Raw genomic sequence first — 15,757 nt, forward strand, 5'->3', positions numbered from 1 at the left:
TTTTTGTACTATACTGCCAGTACTTTTTTTACAAAATTAATTTCATCAGAAAATAGCTCTCTAACTTTAATCATTTTAGAGTCTTTCAAATCGTTGTTATCAAAATTCTTTTTAGAAAAATTTTCGTTGTAGTTTGTTCCAGTCGTAACCTCTTTAATCAATTTTTGATTTTCAGTTTCTCCCAGAGCATTTATTTTTGCGTCAATCATTCTTTTAAATTCTTCCTGAAGCTTGCGTCGCTTAAAATCATCAAATGCTTCGTCTCTATAGTGGCCTAATTCAATCCAGTAATCTTCGATGGGGTCGCCCTGTTCTTCGCTATAGGCCATATATTTTTCACCGTCAAATTTGATAAAATCATAGATAAAACCAGTTACCCAATATTCCAAATTATGATCTTCCCGTTTAGTAGGATAAATGTCAAAATTTTCTCGCTGCATTCTTAACAGCCAATTTGCATCTATATGGTGGCTGATATTACTAATCTTACTTTTCTCTCCGTACAAAGGCATATTGGAAACTGCATAAATCGGAACCGTTGCTTCCATTCTATAGATTACAATCCGATCATCCATATTAGTGGAATTGAAATCTGCTTTCTGATTCGCTTCAAGAAGATTCACAAATAAATTATCTTTTACAAATACTGAATTATTACTATTAGGAACGCCTACGATAAAAGCTTCATGATGTTGCCTGCTGACAACGTGACCTTGATAATTGTAGGACCACAAAGGGTTAGATTTGGTAATTAACTCCTTAATCATTTCATTTAATTTCTCAGGAGTGTACGTTGACAAAACATCATCAATTTTTCGATTTCTGAACTCCAGAGCTTTTGGTAATTCTTTTGAAAAACCCCAAAATGAATCTTTTATTAGTTTATCAGAAATTTCTGCGAAATTAAAAATTCCCTTATCGTTGGTATGACTGGAAAAGCTTTTTATATAATCACCTACGCTAATGTCCTCATCTAAAACTACCACCGTATTTACAAAATCTCTGTGTAATTCTTTTACGAATTTCTTTGGTTCCTCATTGATTTGGTTTTGTAACCCTATGAACTGAGATTCACAATCTTCAGCAACTTTCTTCAGCTTATATTTGATGTCCTTAACTTTAGTATACTCTTTATCAATTGTTAATAATAAATTATTGAAAAAGGTTATTGCATATTGACGTCTTATGTGCTCATGAATATTGCCTGCAACTAAATTTACAGACTGTATCACATCGCTCTTAGTATTTTTTAAGGTTGAACCCAGTTTTCTCTGCATAAATCCGAGATCTTTTAATTCCGAAATAGTTTGATTTAACTGATTTCTAAATAGCTCATCATTATTGTGTTTCTCATCTCTCTCTTCTTTCATTTCATTTAAGAAAAGATTGACATGCTTCGTTAAGGCATTTAAAAAACGTTCTACATTTCCAACTCCGTAAGGTTTGTTAATATGTTCAATAACAAAATCATTTAACTTTTTATTTACATCAGTTTCTTTGGAATTAAAATTATCTTCAATATCTGTTTTAGCAGACTCAGAAACATTGCCTAAATACGCTTTTATCTCATTTTCTACAGATTTCTCATCTTGAATAAAGGAATACTGGATTTTAGGATTTGCCGATAAGAGAGAATCGATTAAATCATTATTTTCATCTCCATTATTTTCTCTTATTTTGGCATCAGTAATAAAAATATCGTCTAAATTGAAAGAGTCTGTTTCCGCTGCAATCAAATTGTTGATAATGCTTACAGATGCTTTGTGCGCATAAATATTCCCTAATTTATTACCATCGTAATAAAGTTCACTTAATCCTAATCCACAAGCCCAGGAATGTTTGTTTGCTACTTTCATAGAACCTCCTGCAATTACGGTTTTCACGTTATCATATGAGCTTGACATTCCACCACTTAATTCACTAGCTCCCGTAAACATAGCAAGACCAATGAGTTCACTTAAATCATTTACTTTGGTGTAGGTGTTGGCATTTTTATCACTATTATTTATGGTAAATACTAAATCAAATGGAGGAGATTCAACTTGAATAGTTTTGTTAGCATATTTAATCTCCAGAGGTTTTTTATCATAATTTTGATGCATTAAGTAATCTAAATCATAAAAAGCACCATAACCATTGGGTAAAACATTAGCCATAGCTGGTCCATTCATCATTGCGTTAAATACATCAGGTAAAATAGCAAACGCAATAGTTGAAACTCCTACATTGGCATTGATGCTTTTAGAGACCTCTTTAACAATGTAAGCAATGTCTAAAAAAGTTCCACTACCTGTACCTCCTGCTACAGAAAACATCATATTAATTTCTACGTCATTTCCGTTAACTTTAAATTTCTCATTAGCTATGGAGTCTGCATTTAATATAGACGTAAGCTTACTCTGAATAGCGTTCTCTATCGCACCGTAATTAAAATGGGTGGCAAATCTACCGTTAGATCTAACTTGTCCGGCACCATCTGATAAATTAACAAGTAAATCTCTATTTACTTGTGGTACAAAGTCAAACAGTTCTGGTTGCTGCTTAAGAACTTGTTGTGGACCTTTAACCTGTATATATACAAATTCAGAATTATCTAAACTTATCTTTTTGTCTCCTAAATGGCTGTCTAAGCTAACATTGATACTATCTCCATCAGTGTCAAAAGCAAGGAATGCAGTCATCGGAGGTATTTCTCCATAGGTATCAATGAATCTTTTTTTTGTGTGTAAAATAGATTTTAATCCTGTGCCGCCTAAACCAATAAATAGACTTCTTTTTAATTTTGCCATAGTTGTGAGTTTTATGAGTATTGTATTTTTATTATATTTTTATTTAACATGATTGTGTATTCGCTAAACTTGTCCAGGTTAGCAACAGCTGGTTTGATTGTAACTCCCACAGGTAATTTAATCTTTATTTTATTCGCTCTTCCTGGTCTTAATATTATGTCGTTTGAATAGATTGGGTTCACTTCATAAATAATCTTGCCTGTGAATATTCTATTAAATGCACTCTGTTTCTTAATAGTGGAAGTAAAGACAATGAGTTTTGTATTTTGATTAAATGATACTCCTCCAAAATAAGGTGAAAGAATTTGAATCTTTCCTCTTTTAAATTTAGGATGTAACATATTGCGAAGGACTAAAAACCAAACTGATAACAAGGCAAGTATTAAAATCCCAACCCACATTAAACCTTTTTTCAATGGATTCATAACCACTTTATGTGTGGCTTCCCATTTAAAAATACGATCCTCTGATGCGCTGCCCAAATCTAAATTATTCACAACATCCAATTGATGATTTGAAATGGATAAGAATCCAGAGGTGTAGCCTTTAGGAAAATCAGGAAGCATTTGAATTCCAAGCTCGAGTTGACCCTTATTTACCTTACTTGAAATCTCAAATTCGTTTGAATCCGATTGTACTCCATTGACGAAAAATCGGATATTTTTATTTTGAATAGGTTTTTTATTCTCGTCTACCCATTTGATTTTTGCAAACGATTTTTGCTCAACTGCATAATCATTAAAATCATAGTTTAAAGTTTTACTTAAAACAACAGTATCGCTTTTTACAAATAAAAAGGGTTTGTAATATTTTGCCGTTCCAAAATCAGCAGTTTCTCCCACATAATTTTCATCCTTACAAGAACTTAGAAATAATACACTGGTTATTAAAAGTAGAGTAATTCGTTTAATCATTTTTAGAAAAATTTAGATTCAACACTCTTTCTTTTTTATTACTAACCTGTAGCTGAATAATAGGCTTCAAAATAATCACTTCAGTAGGGCTGGATAATTTCAATTCTAAAATATTATTTATTGGGTTATTTTTAATTAAGTTAGCAAAAGAAACACCTCCTTTTCTTTTGAGTTTTAAAATGATTTTGTTGTTCTTTAATTCAGCAGAATTACCGCTCAATTCAAACAAAGTATTATCTGACAAACTTGCATTGATTACCGTCCCTTTTTTTATATACGCCCAATTATTCGCGTCAAAAGGAATCTCTATTTGGTCGGGATTATCGTGAAGATTGATTTTCAATCGGTTCATTGCGGGCTGAACGAAAGCGATATTAATATTTGTGCCCTGAGTAACGTATGCATTACATTGACTTTTAATAATGTTAATGATTTTTTGATCTACCGCTGCTGCTGTCAACATCGTATAAAATAAGTGAACATCTTTTCCTTGAGAGAATTGACACCAATTTCCCAATGATTTTAACAGCGCATTATTATCAAATGCAACTTGATAATTTCTATTTTGTGAACTTGGAACAGCTGACTGTTCGCCGTCTGTTAATAGAAATAGATAATTAGTTCTATCAGGATCTATTTGTTTTTTCGCTTTTTCTAAGGCCGAATAAATATCAGTATACCCTCCCGGAACGGATTTGATGGTATAAGAATCAATTACTTTTTTCATGTTACCAAAAGCTGCTTGATCGCCTGCTTTAAAAGTCCAGGAATGTAAAATATCATAGGTATAAGTAGCCTGAAACGGAATTATTGTGACTATTGTATTTGGATCTTTTATATCTCCAATTCCTTTGTATAACTCTTCCTTAACTTTATCAAAAACATCGAATGGCTTTCCTGCCAATCCCCACATTGATTTTGTGATATCTAACATATAAATACGTTTCTCCTTTTTGAAACTCTGGCCGAAGCAAAAAATTGGGACGATAAAAAATAAATATATAAGTGCTTTTTTAAAAATCATTGTAAGTTTTAGTTCTTGTTATTGTCCTAATTAAATAAACATAAATACACTGGTAAATAGTCAAAGTTAAGAAAATTTATGAGTAATAATGAAAAAATTAAATGATATTAGTAAGAAATATTAAATTCTTGTATTTTTAATAAATGAGAGCAATTATCGAAAAACGACATTTAGTTTGAGCTCCTTTTTTAGTAAAATAATCATTACTATAATTTCTTATCTTTTTTTTAAGCACAGCTTTCACATTCATCTAATTTTAACATAATGATAAATATAGTATTAAATCGATGAGTTTAAAAGTACAATTTTGTACAATGCTTATTAAACAAATTACAGATTCCGGCCAAGCATCAAACTTGGGAAAATTAAATGGAGATACCAGAAAACAACTTCTGACAAGAAGTAGATATTTGCTTTATAAAAGCCAAGAAAAATCGACGGAATCACAACAGGGACGTGCAGAAATACTTTTTCAAAACTATCCTGATATAGAAAAAGCGTATGGTTTAACCAATGGATTTCTACAGATTTACGACAAACGAACACTAAAAGATGTTGCGATGCTAAAACTGGCACACTGGTTTAGAGAGGTAGAAAATGCGGGCTTTAAGTCTTTTAATACGCTAGTGAGAACCATCATTCAAGATTATAATGATATTCTAAATTACTTTATCAACAGAAGTACCAATGCAAGTGCCGAATCCTTTAATGCAAAAATAAAAAACTTTAGAATGCAACTTCGTGGTGTAACGGATAGAAAATTTTTCATCTTCAGATTAACGCAGATTTTTGCTTAGCCCCGGATCATGTCCAAAACTTGGGGACAAGCTAAAATTTCAGGACGGGTCGAACTTCAGAGTTGCAACATCCAGCCTTATACACACCCTCATCCTCCCAAAACTACCCCAGCTCCACCGCAGTTTTCCCTGGCAACAGTAAGCCACTTCTGTCAAAAAACCGGATCAGCGCAAATTTCAACAGGCCTTCATCAAAATCAAATCCCTCATTCTCAGGAATGAAAAACGAATCACACGGTAGCAAAACCTCAAAAACAGCCTCCACATATCTCAACAAATCCTGCCCAGATTCAGGATTGATGAACCTCAGCGTCACCTCCGCTTTCGTACTTCCCTTAGGAATACGGTCGAAAAAGAGCATCCGCTGACCATAATCATATCGGCATCTTTTTCTGTCACTAAGGTTCCAGACAAAACCGCCCAGAATTTCGTTGCCTTCAGCGTGGAGCAGCCCAAACTCTACCGTCCGATCACCCTTTCCAGACAGCACATCCATCTTCATAACATTGTGTAGCATCTTTGCCATTCTCCCATGAAGTTGGGGATCATTCAGATCCTTTACAAACGGCTGAAGAGCACGCCGAAGTCTTCCCCCAAATTTTGAACAGCGCCCAAACTCAGACGCATTATTCCTTACGTTCACATATTTTTCATCCGCCCGTATTTTTTCTCCATCAAATCCGCCAGGTTTCCGCACGATGATCTTGCCGTTCATTTCATAATATGAAAGCCCGCCCAGCTTTCCGGTAATTTTCAGCACACCTTTGAGTTTCGCCATGGTATTAAAGATTAAAGGATTTAACAAAGATAACCAATCCAATAGATATAGTATGAATACAGTATGCCAAAGTGCATGTTGACTGCAGGTTAACTCACCACATATCAAAGGATAAAGACATAACCCTCAAAATCGGGTTACCTTTGTTACGTGTATAGTTATATCAGTATTTATTGAATAATCTGTATAGTTATTTCAGGTCGGATCAAGAACGGGTCACCTAAAATGGTATACTTCATAGATAAAGCATGGATAGTGTATGAGGAGTGCATGAAAAGTGTACTGAGAAATTCGCCCAAAAAACACAATTTTCATGCAATAGGATCAGTGTAATTTCAGATTTAAATAATCTTCGGTTTTAGACATAGGACCATAAAACAGCAGCGATTTAATTTTTCCTTTGATTATATTAAAAGAAATATCTAACCATAAAGTTTTTCTGGAAATTGTCTGAGTTCTATGATGTATTCACTTCCAAATCTTGCGAAATAGATATTGAAATATTCTTTTATTGAAGATAAGCCACTTCTTTTCTTTTTATTTATCTATTAATAAATTTTCACATGCTCCAAGTTTTGGATCAGTCTCAAAACTTGGGGAGAAAGAATAAATTTGATAATTTTGTTAGATGCTAAACGAAACAGAAGTTCTTAAATTATTACTACCTGAATTTTTAATTGATCATTTTGAAATTGTGAAATTTGAAGAAATAAATAAAGTTGTGCATCTTTATTTTGAGGAAAAAAATACGATTCCCAAAGAATTTACGTCCCTTACTTTGCAATCAAAGGGTTTTCTGCCCGAAATAACGGTAGATGATTTTCCGCTGCGTGGAAAGTCTGTAAAACTCCATATCAAACGCCGAAGATGGACAGATGTGAAATCGGGAGACATTATTCAAAGAGATTGGAATCTCATCGCTAAAGGAACTCGCATGACACAGGATTTTGCAGAGTTCTTAAAAAAAATCAGCCGATACTAAAGCACTTCCTTGTAAAACCATCGCAGAAATGTATGGCGTGAATGGAAGAAAATTTCAACGACAATATAAAAAAAGCATTAGCGACTTTAAAGATTGGGATCAGAAAGAACATGCTGCAGACTGGATCTTATATTCTGAAAACCTCTCTGACCAGCTTTCTTTAGATGAAGTCGCTCTTTCTGACGGGGAATTGTACACTGTTCTTACCTCCAAAAAAGCAAAGGGCAGAAAAGGAAGTATCGTAGCCATTATTAAAGGAACTCAGAGTGATAAAGTCATTGAACAAATTCTGAAAATCAGTAGAAAACTCCGACAGAAAGTTAAAGAGATCACACTCGATATGGCAGGTTCAATGAAACTCATTGCTAAAAGATGTTTCCCCAATGCCGTGCAGGTTATTGACCGCTTTCATGTTCAAAAGCTCGCCACAGAAGCATTGCAGAACCTCAGAATACAACATCGATGGGAAGCCATTGATTTGGAAAACACTTTACTAACCGAGGCAAAGAGAGAAAGAAGAAGCCGGAAATTGAAGTTTTTGAAAATGGTGATACCAGAAAGCAACTCTTGGCAAGGAGCCGATATTTACTCTACAAAACCAAAGAAAAGTGGACACCAAGCCAAAACCAAAGAGCGGACATATTATTCTCGCACTATCCCGACTTAGAAAAAGCCTATCATTTATCTGATGGGCTGAGAAAAATTTACAATCAAAATATTCAAAAGTCCGTCGCAATGCTCAAATTAGCACATTGGTTCAAAAAGGTAGAAGAATCGGGCTTTAAATCATTTTCAGTACTCATGAAAACCATTATGAATCATTACAATGATATTCTCAATTATTTTGATCAGAGAAGCACAAATGCTTCTGCAGAATCTTTTAATGCGAAAATAAAAAACTTCAGATTACAACTTCGAGGTGTAAAAGACAAAACATTTTTCTTGTTCAGATTATCTAAACTTTTTGCTTAGTCCCCAACTTTTGATACTGATCCATTGTAACCTTGGGGAGGAGGTGGGGAAGAAATTTCAACAAAAAAAATCCCTACAAGTATTAACTTATAGGGATTTTGGCGGAGAACTAGGGATCGTTATCAACTCTTTAAATACGTTTACAGACCGGACTTGAGATAGATTTTATAACACCTACTCACCTAATTACTCACCTTGAAAAATGTAGATTTTTGATTCGTTTTGGTAACTTCAAATTTAGTAAATAAATTAGTTTAAATAAAAAATAAGTTTATTGTTAAATTCGTTCTTTATCCATTGAATAAACCAAATAATATTTCATCACTTTTCTTGTTCATAAACTCAAAAACATCTATAACTTCCTCCTTAACCTAGTGTTATAAACAGTTGCAAATTGATTCCAAATAGATAAATTTAATCATGTCATATACAGATTCTTCTTTTAAGGCTTTTAAACCTCTGTTATACTAAATAGTGCAAACAGCAGATTCATTTGACAACCTAATTTAGCAAAAATAAAAGTGTATTAAAACACACTTTACCACTGAATTCATTATATATTAATCAAATTCACAATTAAAGTGCACTAAATAGCACTATTGCCATAGTACATTAAAAAATTCTTCTTACATTTGTATAAAAGTGCATTATATGACACCATTGACGTTAATTGAACAAATTAAAGAACGCAGGCGAGTTTTGGATGTTACGCAGGAAACATTATCAGAAGTTTCCGGTGTAGGGTTGAGAACAATCAAACAATTCGAAAGTGGAAAAGGAAATCCCACGCTTGAAACAATACAAAAAATTGGAGATGCTTTAGGCATGGAAATAAAATTTCAAATTAAAAAAACTGAATAATGAGGGCAGCTAATGTTTTATATAAAGGCGATTCTGCGGGAATTCTAACACAAAAAGACAACGGTAGTTTTCATTTTAAGTACAATGGAGATTGGCTGTCTGATCCGTTAAAACCAGCAATCAGCCTCACATTGCCAAAAAGTCAAGATGAGTTCTATTCAGAAACTTTATTTCCTTTTTTTTATCACCTTCTACCCGAAGGTGCCAACAAACGAATAGTCTGCAGAACTTTTAAAATTGATAAAGATGATGAGTTTGGAATTTTGTTGCATACTTCTAAAATCGATACTATTGGAGCAGTAACTCTACAAAGAATCTAAAATGGAATTAAAGTTCACAAATTGTCCGGGAAGTTTAAAAGAAGGATTTTCCTCGTATAGCCCAGCCGTTCTAAAAAAAATGTTTCTTGGACGGAAAGTAAGTCCTATTCTGCCCTATGCATCTCCAACTAATAAAAAGGAAAAGAAAACTTTCAATGAAAATCAAACTCATATTTCCATTTCAGGATTTCAGGAAAAATATTCTTTAATTCTTGATGGAAAGAATCTTCGTTTAACTCATAAACATGAACACGGACAGTATATACTAAAACCAATATCTGACTTACCAAAAAACAATGAGTATGCTCCTGCTAATGAACATTTAACGATGCAGATTGCACAACAAATTTTTAAAATGGAGGTAGCTGAAAATTCACTAATATTCTTTGAAGACGGCACTCCTGCATATATTACAAAACGTTTCGACAGATTAGAAAACTCTTCTCTCGTCGATAACAAAAAGGAAAATAAGTTAGCTGTGGAGGACTTTGCATCATTACTGCAAAAATCTCCGGCAACGCATGGTGAACAGTATAAATATGAAGGGAACTACTACGAACTTTTTGAAGCCTTGCAAAGATATATTCCGGCCTGGAAAGTGGAAGCACCAAAACTGTTCACATTGATTCTTTTCAACTATTTGTTTTCAAATGGTGATGCTCATTTAAAAAATTTTTCAATCATCGAAACGCAGCAGGGAGATTACAAGTTAAGTCCTGCTTATGATTTACTGAATACCAGAATCCATATCGAAGATTCTAAATTTGCATTAAAAGAAGGACTTCTGCCTAAATCTTTTTCAAAAGGAAATGATTTACTACAGTTTGTTCTTCTAGGTGAAAAAGCAGGTATACCTAAAAAAATCATTGAGAAGATTATGCGTAATTTAACTTCCAACCAGGGAAAAATAACTCAACTCATTGACAATTCTTTTCTGAGTGAAAAATTAAAACGCAATTACCTGCAAGCTTATCAGGGAAGATTGAATAGATTAAAGAAATAGGTGTTATAATAAGACATCATTCTTTAAGTTAGCAACCCTATTGAGATGAAAAATACCAAACTGAAACAGTCTGGTATTTTCGGGCAGCGTCCCATTAACTGTGTAAGTTAAATTAAGGTTAAAATCCAATCATCTTTTCCGCCAACTGAATTCTCTCTTCTCCTCCCCTATATTTTCGTTTTTGTTGATTTCTGATTCAGTAGAAACAGACATCAATGATTGTGGGTTATTGTGATTGACTTGTCTAAACAAAACACTGTTCTCAAAAGCTCTTTCCTTCACATAATCTTTATTCTCATTCATCATCAATTGTTGCTCTTTTTCTTTTTGATACTGAACAATTAATGCTTCTTTTATTTTTGGAAGTTCTTCCAATTTCGCATCGAGTTTCGCAATATTATCTTCGGTAGCTTTCGTTTGTTTTTCAATTTCTGTAACATTAACACCTTTTCCGGCAAGATTTTCAATTGTTTTTTGAACTTCAATTTTAGCCAGATCTACAGTTTTCTGATAAAAAGGAAGTTGGTTTTTCCAGTAGTCAGAATTGCCATCCTCTGAATCTTTTGCATAGCCTAAAATCCTGTTGTAAGAATGTTCTGCCTTAGTAACATCCTCTTTTACTTTAATGAAATCTTCATACTTTCTCAATACAAAAGCACTATCTGCAAGAAATTTATTTTTTTCGCTCTCAATTCTTTTCTTAATTAATTCAATTTCAATATTCGCTCTCGTTTCAGGATTGGTGATGATTGAAGTTTTCAATTCCTGCGTACTGATGTCGGAAATATCTAACACATTCGCTCCCTTTTTCATCGCTTCTAAATATCTCGCTTGTTTTGACTGTAATTTTTGAAGCATAAAAACATCAATACTATCATTGGTAAGCATGAAGTTTACACGTACGTTTTCATTTTTATTACCTTGTCTCCAGGCTCTTCCTTCTATCTGCCGCAGCGACGTAAAGTTGTAAGGTAGCGTCAGTAAATAAACGTCGGTTGTATTTTCTTGAAGATTCATTCCTTCTTGAATAGCTTCGCTTCCGATGATAACTTTAATTTTTCCAGAATTAAAATCATCCTGTATGGAAATTCGTTGCTTCTTACTTGTTGCTCCAGTAATGATTCCTATTTCTTCAGGTTTAAAATCTACTTCATTAATAAGATATTCTTTCAATTTCGGAAATTGAGAAACTGCTAATTCAGAATAAATAATTTGTCCAGATTCAGGGATGTCTTTTTTGTTCTGACGAATCAGATTCATTGTTTCAAGCAATTTTGGCGAATTTTCTACAAATTCTTTGGTTTAAGGATCTTCACCATTATAATAAAGCGATAAATAAGGAGAAAACGCAATTAAGCGAGCGTTAAGATCGCACCTTTCTCCGTGTGATTGAAATTTTCATTTAGTAAATTATATTGTTCTTTCGTCAGATCGTTCTGTTCAATTTTATACTCTTTATTGATTTTTTTTGGACGAATCAATTCACCATTATCTTCCTCACCTTTTACATCAATAAATTCCGAAAGGAGTTGTTGGAACAGCGAATTATTTTTAAATCTTCGGACATTTGCTTTAAACTTCACATCGCCTTTTGCATCAATTTCCATATCGTTATCCGCTTCCATAAAGGTTTCAAAGAAAGTATTCACATTGAAATACCCAGACTCTTCTAGACGTTTATTTGCAATCAAAGATAAAATAGAATAATATTCCAAAGGTTTGTTGGTAAAAGGAGTTACAGAAAGAAGAGTAACATTTCTACCATTCTGTTTATCCTGAATATATTGAGCTGCCATCCAAGTATTAATCCCCAATTTTGAAGTTTGCTGATTTTGATTCTAAAATCTGAGGAAAATCGTCGGTCTTCAACTTTCGCTTTTCCGACAATATGGTTGGCGTTATGCGAGGTTAAGCTCTACTTAATCATAATGGTGATTATTATTTTTTTTTAAAGTAATTTATATTTTATTCCAACCCCCAAAAATCCTGATAGTCTGTCTGTAATCCTTTCTCTTAGAAAATTATCTTGCAAACGGTTGTCTATAATTTGTGTTTCATTAAAATTTAGTATATCATTCCCAATTAGGCTGAATTCCCAATTTTTTTTCAGAGAAATAAATACAATTTCTAAATCTATTTTCAGAAAATGTCTTGTATTATTTTCAGATTTGTTCCATATGTATGAGTTATTGAAATAATATCTAATATCGTCTTTAAATGAGCCATCAAAGTTTGCAAACAATTTCTTCGTCTCCAATTTAGTGCTCAAATTATTTTCAAATTCTGTCCTATTAACTTGGGTTTCATAGCCCAAATTATAATTAAATATTTTATTTTTAAATTTACTGTAAAGTGAGAATTTTGAAGAAAAAAATTCTGAGGAAAACTCATTTCCTACACCGCTTATGAAATTTTGTCCTTTAAGGTTGGTATAAACAAAAGTGGTCTTTATTCGAGATTTTATAAATTTTATTCGTCTTTCAAAAGAAATATTAGAGGCTAATGTGCTGTTAACATCTGTAAGAACATTTTTTACTGCAGTATAGTTATTAATTAAAGTGCTATTAGATGTTAAAGATTGTTTTTTATTTGAAAAATTAATATCCGCAAACAAAGCAGTTCCTGAGAGCAAATCTATATATAAATAATTAGCACCCAATTTGTTATCATTAAGCAATTGGTTTTCTCTTATTTGATTATCCTCTTTTATCGTGTAATAATTATCGATTACTTTAGATTCGAAAATCTGATTTTGTTGTGCAAAATAATTCATTTCTTTATAATAAAATGAAAGCAAAGAAGTTGGAGAAAATTCAAATTTCGCCTGTATAGATGGTAACAGCAATCTCTTTGGATTGCTGTTTTGTAATCGTATATAACTGAACCTGTTATATATAGAAAACTGAAAAAAACCTCTTTTTTTAGAAATCTCAGCGTCAAAAGAAAACCTATTTCTTTCTATACTCAAATCATTTATAAATGTATTAACATTTGCATCAAGATTCGATTGGTAATCTTGTCCTGTATAGGCGTAGCCCAACCCAACAGAATAGATTATGTTTTTAGGCTTTATGATAAATTTGCTAAGAAAGCCAATTTCATTTTGTTTAAAATTTTGAGTTTGTAGAAAAACATTGGATAAATCAAACAATGATAAATCTGAGTATAAGTCATATTTATTTTTTTGATTTTTAAGTTCTTGATATGCATAAATAGAAAATAATTTATTCGAAGATAATCTATTAGCAAAACTAAGTTGTTGCCCAAAATCTATTTTCTGTTCATTTTCAGATTCGCTAATATGATTTATAGAGGTATTCTGTGTCTGCAGAATTGTTTTGTTTTGTTTTGTGATTGACGGGTCAAAAGAAAAACTGTAATTCAATAATTTTTTTTCATTTAATTGATATTCTGCCGACAATTTTGTTTGGCTGAAAAATAGATTTTCTTTTTGGAAAATTTTATTTTGATTTGTAATATGTAAATGCGGATTAAAAAAAGTATTTGTTTCGAGAATATTTCTGTTTTGAAAATTATTATTTAAAATGGTATAGGCATTTATTTTTAATTTTGTATCGGGTACATAAGATAAGTTAAATGCCCCAAAATTTAGATTTTTTTTACTCACTCTATCATCTGAAAGTAAACTTTTAGGAATACTAAAGTTATTATAGTCTGTTCTACTATCGCTTACAAAATCACTTTGTATCGATTTTTTCATATTAAAATATTGTTCAAAAGTAATCGATTCCTGATTCGTATTATTGCTGTTTCCTATGAAGCTAATGTTTGCTTTCTTGTCGAATCGAAATAAGTTAGCTCCTGCTTTGTACCTATTTTCATATGCTGAAGTTAGGGAAACATCACCTGTAATTTTACCTTTATATTCTTCTTTTACACTAATATTTACAGCTGTTTTATTAGAGCTATCAAATTCTTTTATATTAGAATTATTAGTATAGTTATTAATTACATCTACATTTCCTACCATTGCTGCAGCTAGGTTTTCCGTAGCGATTTGTTGGTTATCTCCGAAAAATTCTTTACCATCTATCAGAAGCTTATCCACCGTTTTTCCTCCGATTGCAATTTTACCATCATCTCTCACTTCAAAACCGGGTAATTTATTTAAAACATCTTTTAGATTTTTTTCATTTCCGTTTATAAATCCTTTGACATTGTATGACAAAGTGTCTCCTTTCTGCTTTATAACAGAAGATTGTCCTAAAATTTTTACTTCATCAATGGTTTTTACTTTTTCCGAAAGTGAAAAATTTAGATTTTCTTTTTTCTCATTTTCTTTTAGTGAAAATTCTTGTATGTCCGTTTCAAAGCCTAATCTATTACACTCAACATAATAGGACGAAACGAAAGGCACATCCAACTGAAAAAAACCTTTTTCATCACTTCTTGCATAAGCCAAAACAGACTTGTCAGAATTATTTTTTACCTGAACAATTGCCCCTTCTAACGGATTTTGGTTTTGGTTTAAAACATTTCCAAAAATTTTTATTTGAGAATGAAAATTGTAACAGAAAAGAAATGACAGGAAAATAAAAAATTTATTTTTATTTTTGGAAAACCCCATTTTTAATTTCTTCTAAAGATTCCAATTTCAGTTTTTCAAATTCTTGCTCACTTATTTTTTTGCCTTTTGCAGGAATTACTACTTCAACATCTTTGCTTTCCTTGATGCTTGTTGCGAGGTAATATTTTTTATTTGTTTTCAGTTCTAAAATCAAACCCGGCAAACCAAAGTAATCTGCGGGACCACCAGAAAAAGGAATACTATTGGCATACCAAGCTTCCACCAAATTCCCGTCTATAGTTGCAAAAGCCTTATTACAATTATAATTCCCTATTTTCTTGATTTCGTTTTCTAATTTCCAGTCTATTTTTTTTGGTTCATTTTCAATTAGAAAATCTTTGCCTAATAAACTCGTTCCTTTCAAATATTTATTTGTTTTAAGATTTCTATAGATCATACTTTGGGCATTCATTGTAATGACTTGAAATTTTTGTTGAACACCTAAGTCGTCATCTTTTTTCAAATCACTACTCTTCGATTTTTCATAATTGGACTCATTTTCATTAAATATAAGGTCAAAATAAGCAGGCTTAGTAAGTTGACTTTTAATTTGAGCTCTTAAATTTTCATCAGGAATTTGTGATAGTTGACTATCTACATTGTTTGTTTCTTCATAAGTAACAACAGTAGTATTTTTCATTGAATTTTCCATTTTTTGTGATTTTTGTGCAGAACACGAAATAAAAATCAATAAAGCAATTAAAATATTTATATTTTTCATATTGTAAT

13 protein-coding genes and 1 pseudogene are annotated in these 15,757 nt (G+C 32.1%); 7 read left to right on the forward strand and 7 right to left on the reverse strand.

The window, feature by feature from the left end; genetic code table 11:
* Window positions 1-8: 8 nt before the first annotated feature.
* The 3 genes from Q73A0000_RS05185 to Q73A0000_RS05195 are packed head-to-tail and all read right to left on the reverse strand — an operon-like array spanning window position 9 to window position 4,637.
* Complete coding sequence (locus Q73A0000_RS05185; protein ID WP_193813017.1) at window positions 9-2,789, reverse strand: tubulin-like doman-containing protein; 2,781 nt, start codon at window positions 2,787-2,789, stop codon at window positions 9-11.
* Window positions 2,790-2,800: 11 nt separating this feature from the next.
* Window positions 2,801-3,703: a hypothetical protein gene (locus Q73A0000_RS05190; RefSeq protein WP_193813018.1), complete on the reverse strand. Its 903-nt coding sequence runs from the start codon at window positions 3,701-3,703 to the stop codon at window positions 2,801-2,803.
* Window positions 3,696-4,637, reverse strand: a complete 942-nt coding sequence (locus Q73A0000_RS05195) for a VWA domain-containing protein (protein WP_193813019.1) — start codon at window positions 4,635-4,637, stop codon at window positions 3,696-3,698. Before Q73A0000_RS05195 ends, Q73A0000_RS05190 begins: the two co-directional genes overlap by 8 nt.
* 377 nt (window positions 4,638-5,014) lie before the next feature.
* On the opposite strand from Q73A0000_RS05195, the gene Q73A0000_RS05200 reads away from it, so the two are divergent.
* Window positions 5,015-5,524, forward strand: coding sequence for a transposase (locus Q73A0000_RS05200; protein ID WP_244140806.1), 510 nt, complete (start codon window positions 5,015-5,017; stop codon window positions 5,522-5,524).
* A gap of 103 nt (window positions 5,525-5,627) precedes the next feature.
* On the opposite strand, the gene Q73A0000_RS05205 is transcribed toward Q73A0000_RS05200, so the two are convergent.
* On the reverse strand, window positions 5,628-6,302 hold the full coding sequence (locus Q73A0000_RS05205; protein WP_193813020.1) for a hypothetical protein: 675 nt from the start codon (window positions 6,300-6,302) through the stop codon (window positions 5,628-5,630).
* A 628-nt stretch (window positions 6,303-6,930) separates the two neighbouring features.
* Between Q73A0000_RS05205 and Q73A0000_RS05210 the strand changes: the two genes are divergently transcribed.
* The 6 genes from Q73A0000_RS05210 to Q73A0000_RS05230 all read left to right on the forward strand — a co-directional run bounded on the left by Q73A0000_RS05210 (window position 6,931) and on the right by Q73A0000_RS05230 (window position 10,440).
* Entirely contained in the window at window positions 6,931-7,284 is a 354-nt protein-coding gene (locus tag Q73A0000_RS05210; protein WP_193813021.1) for a transposase, read from the forward strand.
* 28 nt (window positions 7,285-7,312) lie between these two features.
* Window positions 7,313-7,951: an ISL3 family transposase gene (locus Q73A0000_RS05215; protein WP_410504122.1), complete on the forward strand. Its 639-nt coding sequence runs from the start codon at window positions 7,313-7,315 to the stop codon at window positions 7,949-7,951.
* A complete protein-coding gene (locus tag Q73A0000_RS17175; protein ID WP_244140749.1) occupies window positions 7,852-8,256 on the forward strand; it encodes a transposase in 405 nt (134 codons plus the stop codon). The genes Q73A0000_RS05215 and Q73A0000_RS17175 overlap by 100 nt, the downstream gene beginning before the upstream one ends.
* A gap of 651 nt (window positions 8,257-8,907) precedes the next feature.
* Window positions 8,908-9,117, forward strand: coding sequence for a helix-turn-helix domain-containing protein (locus tag Q73A0000_RS05220; RefSeq protein ID WP_193813022.1), 210 nt, complete (start codon window positions 8,908-8,910; stop codon window positions 9,115-9,117).
* Window positions 9,117-9,437 carry a HipA N-terminal domain-containing protein gene (locus Q73A0000_RS05225; RefSeq protein ID WP_193813023.1) on the forward strand — a complete coding sequence of 107 codons (321 nt, stop codon included), beginning with the start codon at window positions 9,117-9,119 and terminating at the stop codon, window positions 9,435-9,437. The genes Q73A0000_RS05220 and Q73A0000_RS05225 overlap by 1 nt, the downstream gene beginning before the upstream one ends.
* Window position 9,438: 1 nt before the next feature.
* On the forward strand, window positions 9,439-10,440 hold the full coding sequence (locus Q73A0000_RS05230; RefSeq protein ID WP_244140807.1) for a type II toxin-antitoxin system HipA family toxin: 1,002 nt from the start codon (window positions 9,439-9,441) through the stop codon (window positions 10,438-10,440).
* A 129-nt stretch (window positions 10,441-10,569) separates the two neighbouring features.
* Here Q73A0000_RS05230 and Q73A0000_RS05235 read toward each other — a convergent pair.
* The 3 genes and pseudogenes from Q73A0000_RS05235 to Q73A0000_RS05245 all read right to left on the reverse strand — a co-directional run.
* A pseudogene (locus Q73A0000_RS05235) lies at window positions 10,570-12,343 on the reverse strand (helicase-related protein); the annotation flags it as partial.
* 45 nt (window positions 12,344-12,388) lie between these two features.
* Window positions 12,389-15,028: a carboxypeptidase regulatory-like domain-containing protein gene (locus tag Q73A0000_RS05240; protein WP_193813024.1), complete on the reverse strand. Its 2,640-nt coding sequence runs from the start codon at window positions 15,026-15,028 to the stop codon at window positions 12,389-12,391.
* Entirely contained in the window at window positions 15,009-15,749 is a 741-nt protein-coding gene (locus Q73A0000_RS05245; protein ID WP_193813025.1) for a GLPGLI family protein, read from the reverse strand. Before Q73A0000_RS05245 ends, Q73A0000_RS05240 begins: the two co-directional genes overlap by 20 nt.
* Window positions 15,750-15,757 lie beyond the last annotated feature (8 nt).

The sequence above is a fragment of the Kaistella flava (ex Peng et al. 2021) genome (genome assembly GCF_015191005.1).
Taxonomy (GTDB): Bacteria; Bacteroidota; Bacteroidia; order Flavobacteriales; family Weeksellaceae; genus Kaistella; species Kaistella flava.

Excerpts from the sequence above, each read along its gene's own strand:
- Q73A0000_RS05185 (WP_193813017.1), bottom strand. The coding sequence starts at position 2,789 with ATGGCAAAATTAAAAAGAAGTCTATTTATTGGTTTAGGCGGCACAGGA.
- Q73A0000_RS05190 (WP_193813018.1), bottom strand. The coding sequence starts at position 3,703 with ATGATTAAACGAATTACTCTACTTTTAATAACCAGTGTATTATTTCTA.
- Q73A0000_RS05195 (WP_193813019.1), bottom strand. The coding sequence starts at position 4,637 with ATGTTAGATATCACAAAATCAATGTGGGGATTGGCAGGAAAGCCATTC.
- Q73A0000_RS05200 (WP_244140806.1), top strand. The coding sequence starts at position 5,015 with ATGAGTTTAAAAGTACAATTTTGTACAATGCTTATTAAACAAATTACA.
- Q73A0000_RS05205 (WP_193813020.1), bottom strand. The coding sequence starts at position 6,302 with ATGGCGAAACTCAAAGGTGTGCTGAAAATTACCGGAAAGCTGGGCGGG.
- Q73A0000_RS05210 (WP_193813021.1), top strand. The coding sequence starts at position 6,931 with ATGCTAAACGAAACAGAAGTTCTTAAATTATTACTACCTGAATTTTTA.
- Q73A0000_RS05215 (WP_410504122.1), top strand. The coding sequence starts at position 7,313 with ATGTATGGCGTGAATGGAAGAAAATTTCAACGACAATATAAAAAAAGC.
- Q73A0000_RS05220 (WP_193813022.1), top strand. The coding sequence starts at position 8,908 with ATGACACCATTGACGTTAATTGAACAAATTAAAGAACGCAGGCGAGTT.
- Q73A0000_RS05225 (WP_193813023.1), top strand. The coding sequence starts at position 9,117 with ATGAGGGCAGCTAATGTTTTATATAAAGGCGATTCTGCGGGAATTCTA.
- Q73A0000_RS05230 (WP_244140807.1), top strand. The coding sequence starts at position 9,439 with ATGGAATTAAAGTTCACAAATTGTCCGGGAAGTTTAAAAGAAGGATTT.
- Q73A0000_RS05240 (WP_193813024.1), bottom strand. The coding sequence starts at position 15,028 with ATGGGGTTTTCCAAAAATAAAAATAAATTTTTTATTTTCCTGTCATTT.
- Q73A0000_RS05245 (WP_193813025.1), bottom strand. The coding sequence starts at position 15,749 with ATGAAAAATATAAATATTTTAATTGCTTTATTGATTTTTATTTCGTGT.